Annotated in this window: 18 protein-coding genes; 13 read left to right on the top strand and 5 right to left on the bottom strand. The window is 49.2% G+C overall.

Annotated elements, in window-relative coordinates; all coding sequences use genetic code 11:
* Positions 1–174: 174 nt before the first annotated feature.
* A complete protein-coding gene (locus ACSTTG_RS05115) occupies positions 175–1041 on the bottom strand; it encodes a hypothetical protein (RefSeq protein WP_438473986.1) in 867 nt (288 codons plus the stop codon).
* Between the two features lie 339 nt (positions 1042–1380).
* Here ACSTTG_RS05115 and ACSTTG_RS05110 point away from each other — a divergent pair, with 339 nt between their 5' ends.
* The 4 genes from ACSTTG_RS05110 to ggt all read left to right on the top strand — a co-directional run bounded on the left by ACSTTG_RS05110 (position 1381) and on the right by ggt (position 4963).
* On the top strand, positions 1381–2331 hold the full coding sequence (locus ACSTTG_RS05110; RefSeq protein WP_438473985.1) for an alpha/beta hydrolase: 951 nt from the start codon (positions 1381–1383) through the stop codon (positions 2329–2331).
* Between the two features lie 115 nt (positions 2332–2446).
* Positions 2447–2887, top strand: coding sequence for a MarR family winged helix-turn-helix transcriptional regulator (locus ACSTTG_RS05105; protein WP_438458282.1), 441 nt, complete (start codon positions 2447–2449; stop codon positions 2885–2887).
* A gap of 139 nt (positions 2888–3026) precedes the next feature.
* A complete protein-coding gene (locus ACSTTG_RS05100) occupies positions 3027–3167 on the top strand; it encodes an entericidin EcnAB (protein ID WP_438473984.1) in 141 nt (46 codons plus the stop codon).
* A gap of 53 nt (positions 3168–3220) precedes the next feature.
* Positions 3221–4963: a gamma-glutamyltransferase gene (ggt, locus tag ACSTTG_RS05095; protein ID WP_438473983.1), complete on the top strand. Its 1743-nt coding sequence runs from the start codon at positions 3221–3223 to the stop codon at positions 4961–4963.
* A 38-nt stretch (positions 4964–5001) separates the two neighbouring features.
* Here ggt and ACSTTG_RS05090 read toward each other — a convergent pair whose 3' ends face one another.
* Complete coding sequence (locus tag ACSTTG_RS05090; RefSeq protein WP_438458284.1) at positions 5002–5340, bottom strand: VPA0510 family protein; 339 nt, start codon at positions 5338–5340, stop codon at positions 5002–5004.
* Positions 5341–5766: 426 nt separating this feature from the next.
* On the opposite strand from ACSTTG_RS05090, the gene ACSTTG_RS05085 reads away from it, so the two are divergent.
* The 4 genes from ACSTTG_RS05085 (at position 5767) to ACSTTG_RS05070 (ending at position 11625) form a co-directional block, all read left to right on the top strand.
* Positions 5767–7245, top strand: a complete 1479-nt coding sequence (locus ACSTTG_RS05085; protein WP_438458285.1) for a DUF1800 family protein — start codon at positions 5767–5769, stop codon at positions 7243–7245.
* A 6-nt stretch (positions 7246–7251) separates the two neighbouring features.
* Complete coding sequence (locus ACSTTG_RS05080; protein WP_438473982.1) at positions 7252–9009, top strand: DUF1501 domain-containing protein; 1758 nt, start codon at positions 7252–7254, stop codon at positions 9007–9009.
* Positions 9010–9249: 240 nt separating this feature from the next.
* Positions 9250–9645 carry a hypothetical protein gene (locus tag ACSTTG_RS05075; protein WP_438473981.1) on the top strand — a complete coding sequence of 132 codons (396 nt, stop codon included), beginning with the start codon at positions 9250–9252 and terminating at the stop codon, positions 9643–9645.
* An 18-nt stretch (positions 9646–9663) separates the two neighbouring features.
* Positions 9664–11625 carry a metallophosphoesterase family protein gene (locus tag ACSTTG_RS05070; protein ID WP_438473980.1) on the top strand — a complete coding sequence of 654 codons (1962 nt, stop codon included), beginning with the start codon at positions 9664–9666 and terminating at the stop codon, positions 11623–11625.
* On the opposite strand, the gene ACSTTG_RS05065 is transcribed toward ACSTTG_RS05070, so the two are convergent.
* The gene (locus ACSTTG_RS05065) at positions 11622–12773 is read right to left on the bottom strand and encodes a glycoside hydrolase family 5 protein (RefSeq protein ID WP_438473979.1); all 1152 of its coding nucleotides are present in this window, start codon (positions 12771–12773) and stop codon (positions 11622–11624) included. The two genes, ACSTTG_RS05070 and ACSTTG_RS05065, sit on opposite strands and share 4 nt — an antisense overlap.
* 601 nt (positions 12774–13374) lie before the next feature.
* Here ACSTTG_RS05065 and ACSTTG_RS05060 point away from each other — a divergent pair.
* Positions 13375–16146 (top strand): beta propeller repeat protein, encoded by a 2772-nt coding sequence (locus ACSTTG_RS05060; RefSeq protein WP_438473978.1) that lies wholly within the window; start codon positions 13375–13377, stop codon positions 16144–16146.
* A gap of 90 nt (positions 16147–16236) precedes the next feature.
* On the opposite strand, the gene ACSTTG_RS05055 is transcribed toward ACSTTG_RS05060, so the two are convergent.
* Positions 16237–18072 (bottom strand): SLC13 family permease, encoded by a 1836-nt coding sequence (locus ACSTTG_RS05055; protein WP_438473977.1) that lies wholly within the window; start codon positions 18070–18072, stop codon positions 16237–16239.
* 389 nt (positions 18073–18461) lie between these two features.
* Between ACSTTG_RS05055 and ACSTTG_RS05050 the strand changes: the two genes are divergently transcribed.
* Positions 18462–19349, top strand: coding sequence for a hypothetical protein (locus ACSTTG_RS05050; RefSeq protein ID WP_438473976.1), 888 nt, complete (start codon positions 18462–18464; stop codon positions 19347–19349).
* 199 nt (positions 19350–19548) lie between these two features.
* Complete coding sequence (locus tag ACSTTG_RS05045; protein WP_438458293.1) at positions 19549–20247, top strand: ParA family protein; 699 nt, start codon at positions 19549–19551, stop codon at positions 20245–20247.
* Between the two features lie 195 nt (positions 20248–20442).
* Here ACSTTG_RS05045 and ACSTTG_RS05040 read toward each other — a convergent pair whose 3' ends face one another.
* Positions 20443–20610, bottom strand: coding sequence for a hypothetical protein (locus tag ACSTTG_RS05040; protein WP_438458294.1), 168 nt, complete (start codon positions 20608–20610; stop codon positions 20443–20445).
* 295 nt (positions 20611–20905) lie between these two features.
* On the opposite strand from ACSTTG_RS05040, the gene ACSTTG_RS05035 reads away from it, so the two are divergent.
* Both ACSTTG_RS05035 and ACSTTG_RS05030 read left to right on the top strand, forming a co-directional pair.
* Positions 20906–22210, top strand: coding sequence for an efflux RND transporter periplasmic adaptor subunit (locus ACSTTG_RS05035; RefSeq protein WP_438473975.1), 1305 nt, complete (start codon positions 20906–20908; stop codon positions 22208–22210).
* Entirely contained in the window at positions 22207–25380 is a 3174-nt protein-coding gene (locus tag ACSTTG_RS05030; RefSeq protein ID WP_438473974.1) for an efflux RND transporter permease subunit, read from the top strand. Before ACSTTG_RS05035 ends, ACSTTG_RS05030 begins: the two co-directional genes overlap by 4 nt.
* Positions 25381–25386 lie beyond the last annotated feature (6 nt).

Genomic DNA, 25386 nt, shown 5'->3' with positions numbered 1-25386 from the left:
GAAGTTGCGAGGCAGGCCAAATTTATCCGATCCTAATGCGCGATAGAGCGATCTGTGGTGTAAAAAACCTTATGCATGAACAAGGCAAAGGCATTAACAGCCTCAGCGGGACAATCGGTCCCGCTGAGGTGAACATTAGGTGAATGTCATTGCTATGCGGAGAAAAAAACGGTGTTACTCAGCACTAGGTGAGTCCTGTTGACCGACCTTGCCGAAAGCGTTTGAAATCGTCTCTAACTGCTGGGTAATTTGAGCCTTATTGCGTTTGAGCTTAAGGGTTAATTGGTGAAGGGGAGCAAGAATTTTGGCTCTTCTCTGGCGGTTGCGGCGATAATTCCACAAACCATTGCCGATGGACCAAATCGTCAGGGCGATAAACGTATACGCGGGAACAAATACGATGTCAGGCTTTACCAAGGCGAGGGCGAGATAGCTTGAGCCTAAAATCAGTGACCAAATGCGCCATGATGTCATGCTGGGATTGTTGTGGTCACAAAAATGGAGTAGGGACCCATCGAGGGTGATCTCTCTATCTCTGGTGATGTTATAGGCGTATTCGTTGAAGTAAAGACATGCAGAGGGTGAGTAGTGCAAATTACTGATCGCCAGTGCAAGCCAATCGCCACGAGAAACTTGGCGAATAATTCGATCGCACAGGATGAAGGTATACTCTTCACCGTTGGGTAAGCGGCCGACAATTGTGCCAGTCAAGCCTTCGGCCTTCTGTCGGTTATTATTACACTCTTGAGTGTGGTGCTCACAATGCTCTAGTGCGCGAATATAGTCGGCCAAATTACTGGTAATGTTCTTACTGATAACTTGCACCAAGGTGAACTCACAGTTGACTCGATAGGTGTCTTGGGCTGCCAAGGCACGTTTGTGTACGTAGTCACTGTCTTGAACCAAGCTGTATTCAGTATGTAATTGCTGTTGTAGTAGCTCCAGTGTCGCCTTATTTGCTTGAGGACTGCTTGCTTGAGGAGTATCCGTTAGCGCAATTCGATGGCGACTACTTCCTGCCTCGATTATGCGAGATTGCATTTATATATACCTTACCAATATAAAACCTTATTTCGGATGTCACAGCCCGGCAGTGACATCCGAAATAAGGCGATTGACTATCTCTACCAGATCGCAGTCAAATTGCACCATGCACCCAAACTAATCTCCCTGAAACAGCGTCTTGTGACTTGGGTACATGGGAATGATTGCACTCTCAGTGCATTAATGCAATCCCTTGGCTGATGGTCAATCGGGAATTTTGTTTGGGAATGTTACTTAAAGGGGCGTTACGTGGTTTTTTGTGGATGAATCACCTCAAAATCATTGAACTGGTGTTAGATTGTTGTGTGAGCGTTGATATAGACACGGGGAAGGGCGATGAAAAATAGCATCTTGGTTGTGTGTGCGATCCTGGCGGGGGTGATCGGTTTTGGTCCTCGAGTAGTGACAGAACATCATATCGATCAGCCAGCAATCACAGCACATGAGTACCTAATCAGTGAAGACTCGATTACGGGGATTGTGGCTGGCACAGAGAAATCTATCCAGTGGTATCAACAACCCGGTGAGAGGACTCGGTATGCGCTGGTGTACCTTCATGGCTTTTCCTCTTCACATCAAGACCTGGCTCCAGTGCCACAGATGGTTGCTCAGCAGTTAGAGGCCAACCTACTACTCACTCGCTTAAAAGGTCATGGCCTCGATGCCGACGCAATGGCCAAGCCGCAACCTCAAGACTGGTTAACAGATGCTGCCGAGGCCTGCTATGTTGCCAAGCAGTTGGGGGACAGGGTCATACTGATGGGAACGTCCACAGGTGGCACTTTGGCGGCTTGGCTAGGCAGCCAGAAGTGGTGTGCGGCGTCCATCGAAGCGATTGTCCTTGTCTCACCGAACTTTGGACCGGCTGATACCAACAGCGAGCTGTTACTTCTGCCGTGGGGCGAGTACTTAGCGCGGATGGTGGTGGGAGAATATCGTGAGTTCAAGCCGCATAACGCGCAACAAGCTCAATACTGGACAGAGAAGTACCACTCACGGTCATTGGTTACTATGATGGGGGTAGTCGAGACGACGCGTCATCAAATGACGGATGTCGAGGTGCCGGTACTGACCATTTATTCTCCACAGGACCGAGTGGTGGACGTGAAACAGATTCAAAGCCACGTCGAGCGACTGAGTAACCGTGCCAACCGGATGGTAAGTTTTGCTGCTTCAACGGATCCTATGCAGCATGTACTCGGCGGCGATATCCTCTCGCCCTCTTCGTCACAGCAGCTGACGGAGGTGATGCTAGAGTATATTTTGCTGCTTGACGGCGAAGAGTAACTTGTTCGGCAAAGGGCTGTTCTTATGAGAAAAACGCTCGCTTGTTTTTGTTAAGCAACTCGTTGATACTGTCAACAATATAAATGATGACGTCAACAACAATCTTGGGATCCGTATGGTCGACAATAAAACGCTGGATAGTGTGTTTAACTTAGTACATTCACTCAAGCGCTATATGCATGAGCAGATTGAAAACATCGATATACCCTTGGCGCCTATGCAGGTCAGGGTGATGAAAATTTTGTCACGCAAAAAGATAGCTACGGCAATAGATATTGCTAACTTTCTTGACCGAGATAAAGCACAAGTCACGAGAATGTTAAAGCCTATGATTGAGCAAGGGTTGATCGTCAAACAGCCGAACCCGGAAGACAAGCGCAGCCAACGGTTGGTACTCACGGACAAGGGACAGGCGATGATTGAGCAAATTAGGCAACTTGATGGGGGTATGCTCGAAACCATGTGTCAGGGGTTGAGTGAGCAAGAAATTGAGCACTTTCAGGCGGTGTCTAAACGGATGACAAGTAATCTCAACCAGCGAAAACGGGCCGAATAGTATTTTGTTATCCATCTCTAAGTTAATGATATTTTTGTGATTGCATTGGCATTCAACCATGACGCCGAGGCGAATTTGAGTCTACACTAATCAAATAAACCACGCGCTAGGATAGGACGCGCCAGTAAGGAGAAAGGTCATGGAAAGATTGTGTTTAATACTCGTGTTGGGGCTTTTTATCAGCGGTTGCTCGCAAACTTGGAAAGGGGTTAAGGAAGATAGCTCGACGATTTGGAGCGACACCAAAGGGGCAATCCACGAGGCAACTGAGCCGGATTAGGCCCTATCGGCTGAGCTCTCCATCACATTGTCACCGTACACAGGGATTGAATTATGCGCAACAAGATGAGTTTAGTTAGCCTGTCGTTGCTCGCGGTGAGTGTCTTCGCTAGTGAGCAAGTCGCTGACCAAGTAGCACCGGAATTCACCAGTCAGATTGTTGCCAAACAAGCGGTATCGGCCAACAAGTACATACTGACGGCGGCTAACCCCGTTGCGGTCAGAGCGGGTGCCGAGGTACTGAAGCGAGGTGGCACCGCCGCTGATGCTGCAGTAGTGGTGCAGACGGTTCTCGGATTGGTCGAGCCACAGTCCTCTGGTTTAGGTGGAGGGGGCTTTTTAGTCTATTACGATGCAACCAGCCAAAGCCTGACCACTTATGATGGGCGTGAAACCGCCCCTCTCGCAGCGAACCCTAGTCTTTTCCAAGACGCGAATGGACAACCGGTCGAGTTTTTTGACGCCGTTGTTGGTGGGCGCTCGGTCGCGACGCCTGCCACCGTAAAGCTATTGGCTACGATTCACCGAAAATACGGTAAGCAATCATGGTCTGAGCTGCATCAACCCGCCATAGCACTGGCCGAGCAAGGTTTTGTTATTTCTGAGCGTTTGGCCTCTGCAATTGTCCGTGACGAGGCTCGTCTTAAGCGTTATCCCGATACTCAAGCCTATTTTTTCACCCCAGAGGGCGCGCCAATTGCTCAGGGCGAGCGACTGGTCAACCTAGAATACGCTGCGACACTTAAGCAGATTGCAAAATATGGTGACGCAGCCTTCTATCAAGGGCAAATTGCCACTGATATTGTCAACAAGGTCACCAGCATCACGGATAATCCAGGCGTGTTAAGCAAGGAAGATTTTTCTATCTACAGCGTGGTTGAGCGAGATCCGGTGTGCGCGCCTTATCGCGAGTATCAGATTTGTGGGATGGGGCCGCCGAGTTCAGGGGCTTTGACGGTCGGACAAATCCTGGGGATGGTGAGTCACTTTGACCTAAGCGCTCTGGGGGCAAACAGTCCAGTAGCTTGGCAAATTATTGGTGATGCGTCACGATTGGCTTTTGCCGATCGCGGGCGGTATATTGCCGATACGGATTATGTCCCGATGCCGGAAGGGCTGCTTGATGCTGACTATCTTGCCAAGCGTGCTGCACTTATCACCCAAGGACAGGCACTCTCATCTGTGTCACCGGGCGAGCCACGATGGAGTCAAAAAGTCGCCCTTGCTGACGATCACTCGATTGAACTGCCAAGCACAACGCATATGGTCATCGTCGACCAGTATGGCAACATAGTGTCGATGACCAGCACAATTGAAAATGGGTTTGGTTCGAGGGTGATGAGCAATGGTTTCTTGCTCAATAATCAGTTAACGGATTTCTCTTTTGCCTCTCATGCAGGGGGCTATCCAATAGCCAACCGAGTGGAGCCGGGCAAGCGACCGCGTTCATCCATGGCACCCACTATAGTGATGAAAGACGGCAAGCCGTACATGGCAATTGGCTCGCCAGGTGGCTCGCAAATTATTGGTTATGTTGTCAAAGCCTTGATAGCTCATATTGACTGGGGGATGGATATCCAACAGGCGATCGAGTTGCCCAACATGGTTAATAGATTTGGCACGTTTGATCTGGAGGCCGGCACCGAGGCAGAGCAAATGCAGAAGTCTTTACAAGCGATGGGATTTGAGGTGCAGGTAAGGGATCTTAACTCTGGTTTACATGGCGTTGTGTTTGGCGATAACGCCATGGTAGGCGGCGCTGATTCGCGCAGGGAAGGGATTGTGCTTGGGGAGTAGTCGAAAGCACTACTCCCATTAGCAAATAGTTTACTTAATCATTTGATAATCACATTGACGTAGCGGTCACCGCGACGCTGATAATAATGGCCACCTACTTGGGCGTAGGTAAAGTTGCCAATCTTGATGTAAGTGGTGTGACGCGGCATCTTTTTGTAGTGGTAGTATTTGTGTTTTGGACGCTTTTTTGGTGACGGGCGATGTTTCTTCACCACGACGACTTTCTTGTGACCTTTTTTATGCCCGTATTTGTGACCATGTTTGTGGCCGTGCTTGTGTCCATGCCCATGTCCATGGTGTGGCGGTTTAGCGTAGCTTTCAACACTAAACAGTGTTACTAAAACGGCAATAAATAGGGTTAGGGTTATGTTCTTCATCTTGTTATGTCCTGAAAAATCGTGTGGTTGGAAATTAACGGCCTTGCTGCATTGAGATGTCAGACACAGGTCAGGCCTGGTTATGCCAAGGACAGCAGCCAAGCAGATTTGTCAGAGGTTAATACCAGGTTACGCTGTGAAATATTCTGTTGCATTTTGGGTGTGTCACACCTTTCCGCTGCATGCTCATTTTAGGTCCATCATCTTATAGGACGACCGCACTTTTTCACCGTACGCTGTCTTTGCACTCCTGGTGCAAGTTGTTGATTTTTATTGATTTGACCTGGTTGTCAACAGGCGTAGAGTTAAATTAAGTCATGATTATCAATAATTGAAGCAGGGTTCAAAATCCATTAGCCAAATAACAAGTGTGCGATTTTCCTCAGTATATTTCGCTGTGAAATATAAAGTTAGCAAGGAAATCGTATGCAAGTATTCGATAACAAACGCGTGCATCAGATATTGTTGCAAGCCACCATGGGCTTTAAAAGCAACGATGTTGAGAAAGTGCATCAGGCGGGCAGTATTGCTCAGTGGGTTGATGATCAAATCGCGGTTGGGCGCTCATCGTTAGCCAACTTCCATCAGCAAGTGGCAAATGAGCACGAGCATGAGCAGTGGAGTGATCTTCACTTCAACATCGGCTATACCGATATGCTGATCAAGCGTAACGATCTGTTGCGCCAACGCATGACCTACGTCTTAACTCAACTGTTTGTTGTCAGTAATAACGCACCTGGCTTATCTCAACACTTCCGTCGCATCGCTTTCTCACACTATTACGATGAGCTGGCTAAAGCGTGTTTTGGCAACTTTCGTGACTTGCTTAAGGTGATGTCTACATCGCCAGTAATGGGGCAGTACCTGACCTATCTTGATAACGACGCAGTAGAGGGTGTAGCACCCGATGAGAACTTTGCTCGTGAGTTGATGCAGCTTTTCTCGATTGGTCCTTCACTGTTGCGTATGGATGGCAGTATTGTAACTGAAGACGGTCGCCCTGTGTTGTCATACAGCCAAGAGGATATCGAGCAAGGTGCTAAAGTGATGACCGGCTGGGGATTACATAATGATCGCTGGGATATCGCGATGCGAGAAAAAGACGGCGCCCACAATACTCAAGCCAAGACCATCCTTGGCCATGATTTCCCAGCGGGTGCAAGCGCTGAGCAAGACCTTGATCAATTGCTCGATATTTTGTGTGAGCACGATAACATCGCCCCATTTATCGCTAAGTTCTTCATTCAGAAAATGGTGACCTCAAATCCATCGCCGGAGTACATATACCGAGTCGCGAGTGAGTTTCGCAATAGCGGTCTGGAGATGGTTACGCTGATTAAAGCTATCTTGTCAGACCCAGAAGCAGACTACTCGCGCAATGATGAAGAGGATGGTTTGATCCGCGACCCTCTCATTACACTCTCACACGCTTTTAGAGCGCTTAACCTAACGCTAAAACCGGGTAATAACATCTTGCCGAACGCATTTGCATGGCATGATCGCCGTTTTGTGATGGATGGACCAAGCGTCTTTTATTACTACAAACCCCATGAGGCGCCAAGTGATGAGCGTTTCGTCGGTCTTGCCGCACCTGAGTTTAAAATCTACAACTGGGATGACGTGCACCACTATTTCCGTCAAGTGTCTGATCTCGCCGTGCGTCTAGAGAGCGAGAACGCGCAAACTTATATGAATCGTTCGAGCTTTACTCGCCATTTCTTTGAAACACAGAATGATGAGCAGCTGATCGAAGAGCTTGATGTGCATCTATTTGCTTCCAATATGAGCGATGCGATGAAAGAGATCGTTAGGGAGTTCCTAGCAGGCGCCCCTCGTAACAATGGTCATCTGCGTGCATTGATCATTCAACTACTTATGTCACCAGAATTCATGACTCAGGGGTAAAGGATAATGAAGATTTCTAGACGTAACTTTCTAAAAAGTGGCTTATCGGGCGCAGGTGTAGCGGCGCTGAACCTATCTTCTCCTTTGGCTCATGCGTTTGATAATACCTGCGGAGGGGATAAGCCTCACAAGGCGCTGGTTGGTATCAACCTTGGTGGTGGTAATGATGGATTTAACTGTTTTATTCCCAAAGGTGCTGGTCACTATGAAGATTATCAGGCGCTGAGAACGAGCTTGGCATTTGGACGCGACCAAGTGCTGGATCTTGGGCTTAATGATGCGGGCTTAGATCTCGGTCTGTCGCCTGAGCTAGAGGAATTAAAGTGGCTGTTTGATCAGGGCAAGGCGTTGCCTGTGGTCAATGTTGGACCACTGATGCGTGATCCAACTGCGGTGAGCGATGTTAAACAGCTTGAGCCGGTACATATCTACTCACACAGCCATCAAAGTGCGGTCACTCAAACTCACACGGGCCTGCAGATCAGCGATCAAGGTTGGGGCGGTCTGTCGGCTGAGCTGTTGGATAACTTATTCAGTCTTCAAGAGCTGCCACCTCTGTTTGAAGTTGGCTCACAGACCATCTGGACGAACAGCTTGCCAAAATCGGCCAACCGTATCGGCACCTCACTGCCAGCACCCATGGTATTGGAAGAGCAGGGCGAGTTTCTCTATCAAGCGTTTCGCGATAGCAGCATGACCAAAGGCTCTCTATTCAAAGAATACTATGCTGAGCTGTGTGCGGACGCCAAAGAGATGTATTCAGAGTTCGAGACCATTTTTGATGATGAGAATGACTACGGATTTGACCTAGGTACATCGCTGGGCAAACAGCTGCGCGTGGTACTATTGCTGCTTAAGGCGCGCGATGAGTTTAACCACCCTGTGCAGTTCTTCTCTGTCAGCATGGGCGGCTTTGATACCCATGCATCGCAAAGTAAAGAGCAAGGTGCACTATTGCGCACCTTGGCATCTCAGCTTTCGGTTTTCCACCAGCGCTTGGAAGAGTTGGGCTTATCCGACTCAGTGACCAGCTTTACCTTCTCTGAGTTTGGCCGAACGCTAGAGCCAAATGGTTCAGGCACTGACCACGGGTGGGGTAACTGCCAGATGGTACTTGGTGGAGATGTATTAGGTGAGCGCGTGCTGGGTCAATGGCCAAGCCTTGCCAATGGCAGTGATGATCTGCTCAGCCGAGGGCGGGTGATCCCGTCCATGAGTGTCGACTTATTCCATGCGTCACTGCTCAAGTGGGTCGGGGTGCGAGACTCAGGTATTGAGGAGCTGTTCCCATCATTGAAAGAGTTTACGGTCAAATCACTACCGATTTTCCGCAGTTGCGACGACGCGGTCGATAGCAAACTATCCATTGTTGCCGCTAACGCCAGTGCGGTTAACCCAAATGGGATAGACAAGATTGAACATGCGATTGATGGCAATCTTGCCACCAAATGGTCGGCGAAAGGGCAGAATGTGACCTACACACTGACCCTTGCGAACTTGGCCACGCTGCATTCGGTACGCTTTGCTCAAGACAAAGGTCATGAGCGTCGCTATTTTATGGATATTCAAGTAAGTAGTGATGGTCAAAACTTTGAGCATGTGATGAGTGTGACCACCGATGGTGACAGTGACAATATGGTCAAGTACCCACTGGGCTCGATTGAAGCGCGCTATGTGCGCTTTGTTTGTCAAGGCAACACCGATAGCCTAGCGCATTTGCGTGATTGGAATAACTTCCGCCATATTGAGGTGTGGGGTCGTTAATTAATGAACATAAGCCGGCAAAGTTGCCGGCTTATTTTTTAGGGACCGGTAGCTGGGCACCGTTCGCTTCGACGATCGTGTGTTGTCGTTTGTGCCTATTAAAGGTGTTTTTGCGTGCCAGTGAACATTATTGTTAAGAGGTAGTGAATTTAAATGGTTGTTTATTGACCGCTTTTCTTTTGCCGAGTTAATCTAAAGTGACACGAAAAACTGATTGAATATAGCTAAGGAGAGCTGTCTATGAGTGAGACACATAATCATCCGTTGAGTGGTTCTGTTGACCAATGGATTAATGCGTGGAGCAACTGGTTTTCGCCGACGTTTGAGATTAATTATGCGGGTAATCGCCCGGTCGAAAATAAGGTGGTCAGCAATGTGGCCAGTTACGGTAAACAGCTGGGGCTATTGTCGGAGATTATCCTAGAGCTGGCTAAGGCGCCTGATGAGCGTAAAGAAGGGTTTGATGATTTGGTGCAGCAATTAACCGAAAGAGTCCAAGCTATCGAGTTGATTAAGGCTCAGTTTCAGCCCGACCTGGAATGGCAAGCCAAAGAGGTGCTAGCAAAACTTGAAAAAACCGATGAGAAAGCCTTCGCCAGAGTACTAGATAAATTCAAAAAAGAGCCAAATAGTTGATGAGTTAAGGATAGTTGGATGAGTGCGACAACAGAACTCCCCTTGGTGCTTGCTGGCCCCATTTTACGCAAGCTGACCCGTGAGTCAGTCACCCTGTGGTTGGTCACAACCCAAGACGTCCGGGTGAAAATCAACCTCTCTTCGCCAACACGGAAGAGCGAGGAGTACCTGTTGGCGCGCAATAGCACGCAGCACATCACCATTGGCTATGCCCCGTCACTGTATTATCAACTCATCCACCTTAATCTATCTCAGCCACTCGAGATGGACTGCCTGATTGACTATCGTTTAATGCTTAGACCTGAGGGAGACGAAACTGGAGGTTGGCAAAATATCACCGAGCTGATGCCGGAATTACTCTATCCGGGTCAATCTTCATTAAAACTGTGCCTTCCCAGTCGGGTCGGGTCACTGTTGCATGGCTCTTGTCGTAAGCCGCATTTTGCTGGCGTTGATGGAGTAGTCGAAGCCGACCGACACCTTGAGCACGTATTATCGAACCAGCAAACCCAGACCAGCGATTGGCCCTCCATGATAGTGATGTCTGGCGATCAGATCTATGCCGATGATGTCGCCGGACCCATGCTAAGCGCAATCCATCAATTAAGCGCCAAGCTCAAGTTCCCTTGTGAGAGTTGGCAGGTAGCACCAGACTCTGATGAGAGGATGACCAGTGAAGCGCTCTACCAACATTCCGCCTGCTATTATCGGCGTGAGCATTTGTTACCCTGTAATGAAGAGGGGCAGATGCTGGTCAAAACACTGTTTGGTGGGGCGCGTAAACCAATATTTACCAGCAGCTCAGCAGACAATCACTTGATCACTTTGGGTGAATATTTGGCGTGCTACTTGCTCTCTTGGTCTGCAGTGCCTTGGCAGCTAGTGGACAAAAACTATCACCCCTCACTCTCTCCACAACTGGCACAGCGTTATCAACAAGAGCTGAGCGTAATTAACCAGTTCATTCAGGGCCTTACACAAGTTCAGCGCGTGATGGCGCACCTGCCAGTGGCCATGATACTCGATGATCACGACATTACCGATGATTTTAACCTACATAGAAGCTGGGAAGAAACGGTCTATAATCATCCGCTTTCTCACCGGATGGTGGGTAACGGCATGCTGGCCTACTTGATTAATCAGGCATGGGGGAACAGCCCACAGACATTTAGCCCGCAGCTTATCGCTCGGGTCAAGCAAGCGCTAGAGCAGCCCGGAGCTGAAGATTACCCGCAACTGCTCGACACCTTAATCAAGCTAGAAGCCTGGGATTTTGAGTGGCCAACTGATCCACCGCTGATTGTACTCGACACGCGCACGCGTCGCTGGCGCAGTGAGTCTTCAGCAACCAAGCCATCAGGGCTTCTCGATTGGGAGGCTCTCACCGAGTTACAAGGTCGCTTGAGTGGACACTCGTCGGTGCTTTTGGTGTCGGCGGCACCCATATTTGGAGTAAAACTGATCGAGGTTATCCAACGATTGGCAACTATAGTCGGCCAACCCTTAGCTGTTGATGCAGAATACTGGATGGCGCACCCAGGCACAGCAAGTGGCATACTCAATGTGTTCTGTCATCGAAAAACGCCACAAAATTTTGTGGTGCTTAGTGGTGATGTCCATTACTCCTTTGTGTATGACGTCGAGCTGCGAGGGCGACGAAACAGCCCGGAGATTTGGCAGATCTGCAGCAGTGGGCTGCGTAATAATTTTCCAGAGCCGTTACTGAGCATCCTCGATAAGCTCAATCGATGGCTGTACTCGCCACGTTCGCCACTCAACTGGTTTACCCGACGGCGGCGGATGCGCATTACTCCGCGTAAACCGCTTGGTACGCCAAAAGGCCAGCGACTGCTCAACCATTCAGGCGTTGGTTTAGTCGAGCTTGATCAAGAGGGTAGACCGACCAAGATCAGTCAACTGGTCGGCGCGCAAACTCAGGTCGAGTTCGAAAGTCGTGAGGAAGAGGCAAATTGGCACTAGTCTTGTGGAATTAAGCCTTGAATGAGTGCTGGTCGCCAATTGAGTGTGGTGGGATCATAGGCGCCAAACCCCGAGCTGTACTCCCAATAGTGCCAGCTAAAGCCGCGTTTTTCCGACTCACGGGCGATAAACGCGGTCCATGCCTTTTGATCCTCAGCTCGAGCATGCTTGCTATACACCCCAAACTCTCCAATATTAATTTCATAGCCACGATTGGGTTGGCTATTCCATTTTGAAACTGCATTAAGGTAATCATATAAGACCCGCTGCTCTTTGGTAGTACCTAGCCAGTGCGTTCCTCGCCATGCGTTGGCGTTTTCAACCCATTCGGCACCTTGATGAGTAAACTGAAACGGTTCATAGAAATGCACGGTGATGATGGTATTATCGGCTGTTGCTGAGTCGGGCAGCTTTAGCTTTGGCAGCATAAATGGTCCGCCCCAATCTGCAGTGCCAATCATAATTTTGCGTTGTCCGAGAGCACTATTTTGCTCAGAGGCGTGCTCCTCCCAAAGCAGAGTCAACAGATCATCAATCAGCAGATTCCATCGCTCACTACCAACCTCAGCGTGAGGCTCGTTAAGTAGCTCAAACACGAGCATATCTTGCGGGTAATCTGCGAGTGGGAAATGGGTCGCTAGCTGGGACCACATGGCGATCAATCGTTGCCTGTGGTGGGGGAAACCACCTGAGGTGTAAAACAGTTCATCATAATGATGAGTGTTGATCACCACACGAAGATCGGCATCAATGGCTTGCTGCACCACCTCTTGGACGCGATAGATAAACTTAGGATCAATCTGAAAAGGTGCGGTTTTGGCGCTATGGGCACTCCAGCGAATAGGGATGCGCACACTGGCAAAACCCGCATCTCTGATATTGATAAAGTCCTCTGCCTGGATAGTGAGGTCATTGTTCCACTCACCCTCATAGCTAGGTGATTCCAAGTAATTGCCCATATTGATCCCACGACCAAGAAACGTGACATCCAAGCCTCTGTGCTGATTCCAATCATAGATATCTTGGTAATAACGCGAATCGAGTTCGACAGAAGAATCGGAGTTGTTCGTGTGGTCGCTGCTGCAGCCTTGGCTAACAAGCGCAATAGTGCTGACTAAGAGGCTGATGAGATATCGTGAAGTTGTCACAGCTCCCTCCTTGGAGTCGGTAGATGAGAAACCAGTGAACCATAGACTATAGCGATATCGCCATCGACATAAAGGCAAGTAGCGAAGAAAAACTGGATTTTGCTACTAATCTAGCAGTCTTATGAAAGTAACCGTTAATTTGATGGTTTTGATGTACTGATATTCATCAACGATGTGACCGGCATCTATCAGCAATAACAATGTCAAAAGAGTGAACTGTGACGCCGTCACCTAGGGGACGATGCCGATTTGCCGCGATACCGCTGCAATGAGTGGAGCAAAATAATGATGATAATATCGGGATAAAGGGTGATTATTGGCCTTGATGTGGCTCTCATTTAATGAAAATCGTCTCTCATTTAAAACTATGATTAATAAAGATTTATACTATTTTTGAACTTGCTTGAGACAATATTTAAAGCACTTTTTTGATAAAGAGTTAAAAGGGGTAAAAGACCCGCCTTGCCACAAGAGCAGCACCAACAATTGGGTCATCAGTTTGTCGTTTCCCCAGTCAACCTGTCTGTCATTGAACAGTTTATCAACCACTTTTTTGGCGGCCCAGCCGGGTGATAGTCGAAAATGAAGAGAGTTTTGTTTTATGTCTTTAGTCAATAATACCAAAGTGCTCAGCTTGCGTAATTTGCTTACCTTAGCGCTAGTAATGCCAATCGGGTGCGTGGATGCGGAGCAATCAAGCCAAGTTGCAGAAGTGACCGAGTCGGCAGCCATTCTCGATAATTTTATTCCAAGTCAGGAAGAAGGATTTTGGCGTCAGGTCGCACCGGGAATGTCGGGAAGTAACAAGTACGTTTCTGTCGATAGTGTTGACCCAAATAAAATCTGGATATCTCCGGATATGGGCAATGACTACCTGACCCTGAATGGGGGACGACACTGGCGAACGACCATGCCGGAGGATGGTGTTTGGAGTGAACGCAATCGCCTCAGTGAAGACTTTATTGCTAGCGACCCGAAAAACCCGAATGTGGTGGTTGGGTTGAAGGGCAAGACGATTCAAGTCAGTACAGACGGGGGGATTGTGTTTAACCCGATCTCTGATTATGCATCAGGTGAGCAGCCAGATTCCTCTTGGTTTACTGCCCATCCACACCCAGCAGAGCAGGGCACTTGGTATGTGGCTAATGGCCTAGATACCAAAGAGCGCCGCAGCGCCGTTAACCCAAATCCGCTCGGTGATGTAGACATCAACAGCCCTAAAGTCTGGCGAGTGACTGACATTACCAGTGAGCAACGTACTATTACTCCCATTGATGGTACGGGTATGGAGGCGGAAACTGCTGTGTTTGAGCTGTTTGTGCATCCTGATGTAGAAACCCACCCAGAGATGCTGTTTGCAGCAACGTCGAGCGGTTTTTATCGTAAAGACAGTGATAGTAACTGGACCAAACTGGTTTCGGGGCCAACCAAAGCAGATTACCACTGGAGTGGCTCAGAGCTGACCGTGTATGTATTGCAGCAAGCGACTTATGAGATTGATGGCAACCAATTGATCTCTCACGGGGGCGTGTTGAAAACCAGTCAGCCTGCTACTGCGACAATCGAGTCCGGCTGGGAAGACAAGACTAGCAACCTATATGTTGATTTGACCCAAGTCAGTGTGGATACCCAGCTGATCCGTTATCAAACCCAGTGGTGGTTTAAGCGCACTAAAGAGCAAGCCCAGTCAATGGAAAAGCCAAAGGCGTATTTCCAAGACTTTATTAAGATTTTGGTCGACCCTACTGACCCTGACACTGTGTATATGTCAACCTGGGGACGCCATATCAACAAGCCGATGACGGGAGCGATTTGGTCGACAACGGATGGTGGTGACAGTTGGCAGGCTGCACTACGGGTTGGGACTGGTTTCCAGAAAGATAAATACTGGCAGCAAACACAACCTGGCAAAACCAACCGCAATATCGACCTGCAGGTTCATGATCGCCAGTTCCCTGACTTCCAAACGTACGGAAGACGTGGTGTACGCTCGATGAGTATTGCGCCAGACGGTACGCTAGTCGCTGCGGCAATTAAGGGTTACTACACAGTAAAATATGACCCTAAAGCGGATTTCTGGACCAGCCTTGATAATACCCAAGTGGGTCGAGACACCTACTTTGGCCATGGTAATGCGGATACGGGTGCATTTGCCGTCGCTCCCGATCCCCACCGTCCTGGCGAGATGTTTCTTCTGCCCTATGAGCTTTCTGCATGGCGCTCAACCACTGAAACCCACCCGGATTTCCCAGGTATTGTAGGGGTTAAACCGATCCCAGCTCTGATTGATGAAGGCAAGCCTTGGGCGCCGGGTCAGCCGTTTTATACCCCAACGACGATAGCGGCACATCCAACGGATCCTTCGGTATTCTATGCACTCTCTCAGCGCACTGGCAACCTGTTCAAGATCAGTGAAAATGGGACTAAGCGAGAGATCATTTCTCAGCCGATTGAGGTGCCTGAAACTATCATAGTTCCAGATATGAAAACGGTTTACTGGAGTGATCTGCGTATTATTGATGGCGGCAAAACCATGTATGCGGTGGCCGAGACGATTGATGTAAACAATCGTCCAATGGGGCAGATTCAAATCTTTAACCCGAACTCACAAAAAGGTATTTATAAGTCGACGGATTATGGTGAGACTTGGCAAAACGTTAACGCCAATATTCCAAAGACGGCTGGGGGACGAGACTGGAAACACGACCCAGGTTATACCCATATTCCGGGCAAAACCAGTGCGCCGACCCGCGGCGTAGATAGTGCACCGGTGAAGTCTTTGATTGTCGACCCGAACGATAACAACATGCTCTACGCGGCTGTGCGTCAATACTATGCGCCAGAGGGGCAGAGTGGTCGTGTTGATGGTGGCTTGTATATCACTAACAACGGTGCGACTTCTTGGACACAAGCTGGGATCCCTGAGTCGATTAAGTCGGTATGGGATGTTTGGGTGCATGCCGACCAATCGGGAGAGGCGACCAATATTTATCTTGCTGCAGGCGATCGAGAAGAGCTTGAGGTCTCAGGTGAAGGTGGCTTGTGGGTTGCGAGCTATAAAGCCGATGGCAACTACCAAGCCTCAGATTGGACCAAGATATTTGACCACCCATTTGTGTCAGCCATCCGCACCAGCCCGTTTGACGAGAATAACCAGCTGGTTATTACACGCGAAACGAAAAGTCATGGCAAACGAGATGCGGGCACCTACTACAGCATTAACGGTGGTAAACCTGGCTCTTGGGTCAAGTTCAACACCGGCCGCGGCGGCATGATGGTTGGCGGCATCGAGTTCGACACCGCCACACCAAACCGAGTCTGGTGCGCCGCCGAAGCCACCGGCGTCTACACTGCACTGCTCCCCAGCAGCTAAATTCAACTAACAGTCCTTAAACTCAAAAAGCAACTGCAAAGCAGTTGCTTTTTTTACTCGCCCCTCGCCTCCCGATTCTCGCCTCTGCTCTCAGAGCGGCCAAACCCACAACAACATCGGCACGCTGACCAGCACAACAATCAGCTCCAAAAACAGCCCCAAGCGCCAATAGTCACCAAACTGAAAGCCACCAGGGCCCAAAATCAAGGTATTGTTTTGGTGGCCAATCGGGGTCAGAAACGCACAAGAAGCCCCTATGGCTATTGCCATTAAAAAGGCATCGGCATTGACGCCAAGTTGATTTGCCGTGCTGATCCCAATTGGGCACATTACCGCGGCGGTGGCAACGTTATTCATTAGGTCAGAAAGAAACATACTCACCACTAACAATAGGACCAGGGCGGTCACCGCATCACTTCGAGCAATAGTGTTGATTAAGAACTGCGCGATAACATCCGCCGCCCCTGTGGTGACCATGGCATTCGCGACCGGGAAAAGGGCGGCGAGTAGCACCACCACAGACCAATCAATCGATGAATAGAGAAGGCGTAGGGGCACGATTGCAAAGATAGCAAAAGCGAGCGCACCGGCAACGAAAGAGACTTCTGCGGGCAGCAACCCCGTTGTGACGCAGACCAAGCAAGTGAGCATAATCAGCGATGCTTTCAGTGCCTGGCCTTTTTTGGGGACTTGAATATCGCGAGGGGCGAGGGGGAGGCAGCCAAAATCGGTGCAAAAACGGGCGACTGAGTCAGCGTCACCCTGGAGTAGCAACACATCGCCCTCGTTGAGTTTGGTGTAGCGCAGTCGTTTGATTGAGCGGCGGCCTTGGCGTGAGATAGCCAACAGAGTGACGCCATAGCGCGCTTGAAGGTCAATGTCCGTCACCGACAGATTGACTAAGACGGTAGAGGGGGCAACAACGACCTCTTGAACGACAATCTCATCTGACTTTTGCCCCTCGTTCTCATCGTTACTATCTTTGGTGTTTTTATCAGGCAGTTTGGTTATATCTTTTGCCGTTTTATCTATATTTTGTACGCTTTCTTCTAGGTTCAACCCAAGCCCAAGTAACACTTTAGGTAGAGATTCAGGCTCAACCTCGATGATCAGAATGTCGCCTTCGATAAGCACTCGGCGCCGGTATCTAGGAGACAGACGAACATGGTTACGGATAACTCCGAGCACCTGAGCATCCGCTTCATCAAGTAAGCGTGCCACTTCAACCAACCGGGCATTATTGGCTTTGCTATCTGAGGTCACGGTCACTTCGCAAAAATAGGTCCCGGTGTCAAAACTTCCGGAAGAGGGTTGTTTACGCGTAGGCACAATCCGCCAGCCAAACAAGCCAATAAACACAATGCCAACCAATGCCACAGAGACCCCGACAGGGGCGAAATCAAACATGGAAAAGCTGCCCAGTTCATTGCCAGCGCGAAAACCTGAAACAACCAAATTGGTTGGGGTACCAATTAAGGTTGTCATGCCTCCTAGGATGGAGCCAAAGGCAAGAGGCATTAAGACTTTACCCGCGGGTAACTCGTGTTTGGCGGCGACTTGAATAGCGACTGGCATCAGAAGTGCTAAGGCACCGACATTATTCATAAAGCCAGACAAAAGGGCGGCAAGTCCGACTAAGGTAAAAATAGTGATAGTCGTGCCCGCAGAAGATGGGATCACATATTTGGCGAGAATGTCTACGGCACCAGAGCGTAACAAGCCAAACCCAAGCACCAACACACTGGCTACGGTGATCACCGCTGGATGACTAAAACTGGCGAAGGCGTCGGCCGTGGGGACTAGGCCGGTAAAAACACTGATTAGCAGCATGGTCATTGCAACGACATCGTGGCGCCAGCGACCCCACAAAAACAGCGCGATTGTGGCCAGCAACAGCGTGACAATTAACCACTGTTCAGCAGACATTAGCACAAGGCCATACACGGATAGCAAGCAACATTTGAGGTCCCTTTTGTTGGCGAACTTGGCTTAGTTGGTTCAAGTTAGAATAGTTCATAGGTGTTTGTTGGTACGACGCACATTTGATATTTGTGGCTATATGTTGGCGGGGTGTGAAAATACCTTAGAACTAAGGTAGTCAGTAAACCGTAAATTAATACCTTTATCACGCCTGCTAAGAAACAATTTCAGCAAAGTTTCAACCTTGTTTAAACCGCGACATCCGGCAACACTTTTAAGTGGAGACGGGTTCGCTGGTTTGTCGGATGTTTTGGAGAGTTTGGCGGCTAAGCGAGTCAAGTGTTCTATGTAGTTAAAGGGGAAGTTTAGGTCTTGAGGTGAGAGGGAGTGAATCAATGGCTATCAAATCGGTATTCGCATTGATTTTGGTGTTATTAGTCGGGAACGCAAAGTCGGCGCACCTGAAAGATAAGACTCACACGATTGATAGCTTTTATGCCCAATACAGTTTGATTGGGCTAGAAGGGTTTGATGCCTTTGTTCACCAGCGAGAGCAGTTGTTCGCCGAAAACAGTATTACTGTCGTCCATGATGTGACGCGCAGCGAGTATCTTGGTAAAGAGGGGCATATCCAATCCGTTTCTGATTGGTTTGAACGCTACCGAACTCGCGATGACTTTCGTTATCAAATCAACGGCGAGGTAGAGGAGAACGTGTACGAGGTGGCCGTTTATGGCACACTCGACAAAACCCAAAACGGCGCTAGCCTCGCCATCACTCCGAGCCAGCATCGTTGGCGAGAGTATTTTTCGTTTAATCAAGCGGGTGAAATCGAGCGCCTGCAAATAGATATGAACATCCTTAGTCAAACCTACGACTCAAGCGCCCGCTCTCAATACAGTGCAAACGATGTCGCAAGCTTTGTTTATCAATGGTTCGCTGGATTTGATCATCAGAGAGAGTCCGGGTTCTTTTTAGCAAGAATTGCTGAGCCAGTGGACATGCATTACCCAGAGTACCCCATTAACTCCTATCAAGATTTTCTCAATTGGTACAAAGGTGTGACCGATAATATTGTCTGGAATGCCCATCAGTTAAGCGACTTAGAGATTGAAGGCAACCACAACACAGGTTGGCGTGTCGCTTATCAGGTCTATTGGCAAGCGCGAGATAAGACCGGCCAAGACTACACACTGACAGTTGAGCAACAACTAAGGATCATTGTCGAAGGTGGCAGGCTTAAGCTGGCAAAATTGCAAGCCAAGGTCATTGAACCAGAGTAACGCGATTTGGGGAGCAAATTAAAACGACCAACAAAAGGCAAAAGATAAGTCACAACGGGGTGAGAAATGTCAAAGTTACCCTAACCGGAACACAACTCTCAGATTAACATTGCGATGACAGGTTGTAATGATCAGGACTGGCGATACCTGATAACATTCCCTTTAACGTTTTCTGATTTTAAAGGGTTAATGAGTGGTGATGAAGTTAAAGGGCATTACTCTTGCGTCTAATACGATAAAAAAAGTGCTGATAATTAACCCCAAGGGTGGGGTGGGAAAATCAACCTTCACCATCAATTTAGCCACCAAGCTGTCTTCGCTTGGCAGCCCTATCACACTGATTGATTCAGACCCACAGCAATCAAGCTTTAGTTGGAGCAATAGCAACCCACACGTGCGAGGCGTTAAGTTTGATTTGGCTTACAAAAGCTACTCGAGCATTGTCACGTCGCTCAAGTTCAGCGAAAAGGAGCGGATGGCTATTATCGATTCTCCAGCCAACTTCCCTCACCACCATCTTAATCGCTATTTAGCCTTTGCTGATAGGGTGATTATTCCTATCCAACCAACCCCGATGGACCTGCATGCAAGCCTACCTTTCATCGAGAAAATTATCCGCGAGATGGCACGCTTAAATCGCCGAACACAACTGGGTTTTTTCCTTAATCGATGTCCTGTTACTGGCGGCGCTCAAGTAGAGCGAACTTTAAAGCTACTTGGTCATTTTAGAAACTACCGCACGCTTGGCATGATGACAGACTCACCCGTCTATCAGCAGACTTACGTAGACAATTCGATCTGTGATGACAGCCTTGATGCGCTATTTTGGCGCACGACGTTGGACTGGATTGGTTCGGATGCTGGGTGTCACTCCCAGCCGCAGTTACGCAGTGCTTAAACAGGTCACAAGTTACCGAAACCAACAACGCTACTTATTACAAAAAAACGTCACAACCTTTCGCAGTCGAGCGAAGCGGTATGTGACGTTCTATCTCACCAATACACTGATCTACCCTAAAGCCCTACCGAATAATACCGCCACTCAATGACGATGGTGGGCCCCTTAGTCAACAACATTCAGTGAGGATGCGAGCTACGACTGTGAGGTTTTGCCTCTATGGCTAGTGCACTTAGTGATCTCAACACTGCCTTTATACTCACCATCAACGTAACAAGGCACCGTTGGTACACCGCCGGTACCAGATGATGCGACGCTAGCGAAAGGTGATGCGAGTAAGAGGATTAGTACAAAATGTTTCATGTTGACCTGCCGTTGTCTGAGTTGATAGTAACGATTACAAGCTCAGCTAATCGCGTAAAGCAGAGTAGGACAAAAAATAACCACATCAAGACTAGTTGCAGTTACTCGGTTTGTTTCTATTGAAGCGAAATTGCTGTGAGTGTGATCACGCTCTGTATGGGTGCTTACTTGGTTTAACAAAAATATCGTGAATGAGGTGTCAGTCCATACTGAGCGATCACCAAAAATAATAATATACAAACATACATGTATGTTTGTATAATCCGCACAGAATTTAAGTTACCAGGATCAGATGATGAAAAGGTCTTCACGCCGTTTATTAGTGGTTGCAGCGCCACTGTTGTTGGTTGGTTTGGTGGGGTATCGGTTTATGACCCTCTCTGCGCAGGGCACCGAGGTGGCGTCTCCAGAGCGCTCGGTGCGTATTCAAACTCAGTTAGTTGAGCCTCAACCCTTGACTGCATGGGTGTTCTCCGAAGGTACAGTCCAAGCTCAGCGTAAGGCATTTCTCGATTTTGAAATGTCAGGTAAGGTTGAGAGCATTTCACTCACCGATGATGGTACACAAGTGCGTGAAGGCACACGAGTGTTTGGTCCTACAGAGGGTACGCGTAATGGTCAGCTTTTGGCGCAGATTGATAATCGAGACAGCCTAGCGGGCGTGCAAAGCCTAGAAGCTCGGCTAAAAAGTATCCAGGCTCAGCGTAGTGAAGCGCAGGCGCGTGTGCAGCAGGTGCTTAATGATCAAAAGCTCGCCGAGCAGAATTTTCAGCGCATGCAAGAGGTGTTCGCCCGCGGCGTTATTTCTCAAGATGAGTTTGATAAAATCAGAACTTCACGCTTGAATGCCGACGCTGCGGTCAAAGCGGCGGAAAGTGGACTTGCATCGGTGTCTTCGGAGATCACCAGCTTAGTAGCAGAGCTCAATCGCGCCACATTAAGCCTTGAAAAAACCAGTTTGTTTGCGCCGTTTGATGGGGTTGTGACCACGATGAATATTCGTGAGGATAATCATTATTACCCACCAATGAGTGGCGCAAGCGATCGTGAGCGTGAGGCAAGCTCGGCGATCGTGATCGTGGATGACTCACAGATGGAGGTCCAGCTTGAGATCAGCATGGTGGATGCGAAACAGCTCAGCGAAGGCCAACAGGTGATCTTGGCAAGCGATGATCATCAGTTGTATCAGGCAGAGCAGAACAATCAGTTCGCTGACCGTGTGGCTATTGGCGAGATCTGGTCGGTGAGTCCGTCAATCAACCTGCAGCGCCGCACCCAAACCGTTAAGGTAAGAGTTGAACAGGCTAATGGCTTGCTTAAAGAAGGCCAGTTCGTGCGTGCATGGATCGCTGCGCAAACAGAGCCTGAGGCCTTGACTATGCCGCTTCATGCACTGTCATTTCGAGATGGGCAGCCGTTTGTGTTCGTGTTTGATTCAAACACGCAGCAAGTGGAGCGACGCTTGATTCAACTTGGTTTGCAAGGCACGAATGCGATTCAAGTGACGCAGGGACTCAACAGCGGTGATGAGGTTGTGGTACGTGGCCAACACTTACTGATTGATGGTGCCTCGGTGGTTAAGGTAGGAGCACAATCATGATCAGCCGTAAGCTGTTTGTTGAAACCCTGATCGGCCGTTTGCTATTAGGTATGCTACTTCTCGCTGGTGTGCTGAGCTACAACAACATGGTACGCGAGAGCTACCCGGATTTGGAAATCCCAGCGGCAATTGTCATGACCTTCTGGCCAGGAGCGGCACCAGAGCAGATTGAAAAAGAGATCACCAAGCACTTAGAAGATGAAATCGCCAGCCTCAACGGGCTGAAAACCTTTTCCAGCGGCTCGTATAACTCTTACTCAATTATTGCCGTCGAGTTTGATGCGGATATGCCCGTCAATGAGGCCATGCCGCTGCTGCGCGCGGCGGTTGATAGCGCCGCAGCGCAGTTTCCTGCCGGGCAGGGTATAGAAAAGCCCGATATCGAAGAGATGTCGGTGTCAAACATGCCGGTAATTAGCTTTGCGTTAAGCGGTGATGTCGATGACATGTTGCTTTCGGATACGGCTAAGCGTTTAGAGTCTGAGATCGAAAACCTGCCATTGGTCAAAAAGGTCAACATCAGTGGTATGCGTGAGAAGAGCCTGCACGTTCGTCTTAACCCAGCCCAATTACGTGATCTTGGAATTTCACCACTCTTGGTCAGAGAGCGAATTCAGTCAGCTAATATGGACATGACCTGGGGCGAATTCGAGGGCAATGAAAACACCTTCAATCTCTACATGGCAGGTCGCTTTGACACTATTTCTCAAGTTGAACTGCTGCCAATCCTGCGTATTGATAATAACCGCACGGTGCGCCTTGGTGAGATTGCTGAGGTCAGCATGCAGCTCGACCGCGAACGCAGTCGTACGTATTTTAGTATTAATGGCGCAGAGTTTGAGCGCAGTGTCACCTTAGATGTGCTCAAGCGCCCGGGCGCTGACACCTTTGCTGTGATAGATTCCACCTTGTTGCTTGCCGATGAGATAATGGCTTACGATTGGCCACAAGGCCTGACATTGACCCATGTTAGTGACGATGGAGAGTTGATTGAGCTGGCGTTCAATGATATCTCGTCATCGATGAAACAGGCGGTGATGATCGTGTTCTTGGTGTTGATGCTGTTGCTAAGCTGGCGAGAAGCCATCGTTGCAGGTCTTGCCCTTCCTGTCACTATGCTTGGCGTGCTCGCTATTATGGGAGCGATTGGCTACACCTTTAACTCGATGGTCATGGTGGGTATGGTGCTGGCACTGGGTTTAATGGTCGATGTGTTCATCTTGGTGATGGAAGGCATGCATGAGAACCTGTATGTACACAAGAAGCCTTTTTCACAGGCGGCGTTGAATACCGTAAAAACCTTTATTTTGCCAGCAGGAGCAGGCCAATTAACCACCATTCTGGCGATGCTGCCAATGATGATGATTGGTGGTATTGATGGCAAATTTATTCGTATCCTGCCGCTGACGATCACGGTTACCCTGTTACTGAGCTTGTTTGTTGCGTTTCTTATCTGTATTCCGCTCTCGAGCTTTATTCTCGGGCGCGTAAATGAGAAGCAAAAGCCACTGCTGATTGATACGCTCTCGTCGCGATATAAAGCGGGTTTGAGCGACTGGCTAGGGCGTTACGTTGTCAAGCGTCGCCGCTACGCCGCCGCATGGGTAACAGGGGCATTCGGCTTGTTTGTTGCCTCGGTGATGATCGCAGGCTTACTGCCATCAGAGATGTACCCTGAGGCCGATGATCGCAAGATTGGGGTATCGATTGAGCTAGCCCCCGATGCAACATTAGCGCAATCTCAGCGTGTCGCCGATAAGGCGGGTGAGTTTTTGCGTGAGCAGCCTTGGCTGGAAAAAATGATTGCTTACGTCGGGGCAAAAAGCCCGATGACCACAGCTAACCTCAATGATGCCTTGCTGCCTAATGAGTCTTGGAACCAGGTCGGATTCAGTTTGACGCTGTATCCGAAAGATCAACGCGATCGATTATCGTTTGATTATCTGCCGGATATTCGCCAGGGGTTAGACGAAGCACTCGCCGATGAGCCGGGTTTGTCGGTGAAACTGGTGCATATCGGTGGTAATCCCGATACTGCCGCACCGATTCAGATTAGCTTAATTGGCGATGACTACGCTGAGCTTATCGATATTGCCGCCGAGGTAAAACGCGAGCTCGCGAGCGTTTCCGGTGCAACCGATGTGGCGGATAACCTAGGCCCTGCGCTGCATGAAATCCGCTTTTCACTTAAGCACGAGATGCTGAGTTTTCATGGCGTCAGTGAGGCCGACCTTGCCCAGCAGATCCGCGTGGCAATGGAGCAAGATGAGATTGGCTATTTTAAGGTTGAGGGCATCGAAGATGACCCGAAAATCCGCTTAGGGATTGATTGGCCGAGTCGTCATGGCGAACTGGGTGGGCCGCGTCATCTTGCCGAGATGAATCTATTGCAAATCATTACCCCACAAGGTTATGCAGTATCGCTCGGGGAGCTTGTCGACTATCGCATTGCTGAAGTGCCACGCGTGTTTGTGCACCGTGATGGACGCCGTACGGTCACCGTCACTGCGCGCGCCGAAGGGGCGACGGCAGCGGAGGTCGTCATGGCAATCCAACCGGAGTTGGAGAAGATGTCAGCGCAGTGGCCAAATGGCTATCGCTATGAGTTTGGTGGCGAGGTAAGTCAGTCGGGAGACAGCTATGGTCAGATGGGCACCGCGTTTGTATTGGCGATGTTCTCGATTTATGTTCTGCTTACCCTGATGTTTGGCTCGTTTGTTCAGCCAGCGATTATTATTTTGATTGTCCCGCTGGCCCTAATCGGTACCTTCTTAGGTTACTTTTTAAGTGGTACCGCGATGTCGTTCTCTGGTCTGATTGGTATTGTGTCTCTTGCCGGTATTGCCGTGAATAACGGCATTGTGCTGGTGGATACCATGAACCAGCATCGCAACAAGGGAGAGAGCATAGTTCAAGCCGCTGCCATGGGTGCTGGCGACAGATTACGCCCAATTCTAAGCACGAGTCTGACAACCGTGTTAAGCTTGTTGCCGCTTGCATACAGCGATCCACAATGGTATCCGTTATGTATGGCGATTATTTACGGTTTGATTGCATCGACCGTGATTGCAATGATCATTATCCCTGCACTTTATGTGTTGCTGACGCGCGACAAACCCAAAGAAATGGGTGTGCAAAATTCAGATTCAGACCAGCAGGTGCCCGCTTAGGGGCAC

It is taken from the genome of Vibrio glycogenivorans (assembly GCF_051660965.1).
Taxonomy (GTDB): Bacteria; Pseudomonadota; Gammaproteobacteria; order Enterobacterales; family Vibrionaceae; genus Vibrio.
This window is presented reverse-complemented; position numbering and strand designations above follow the sequence as displayed.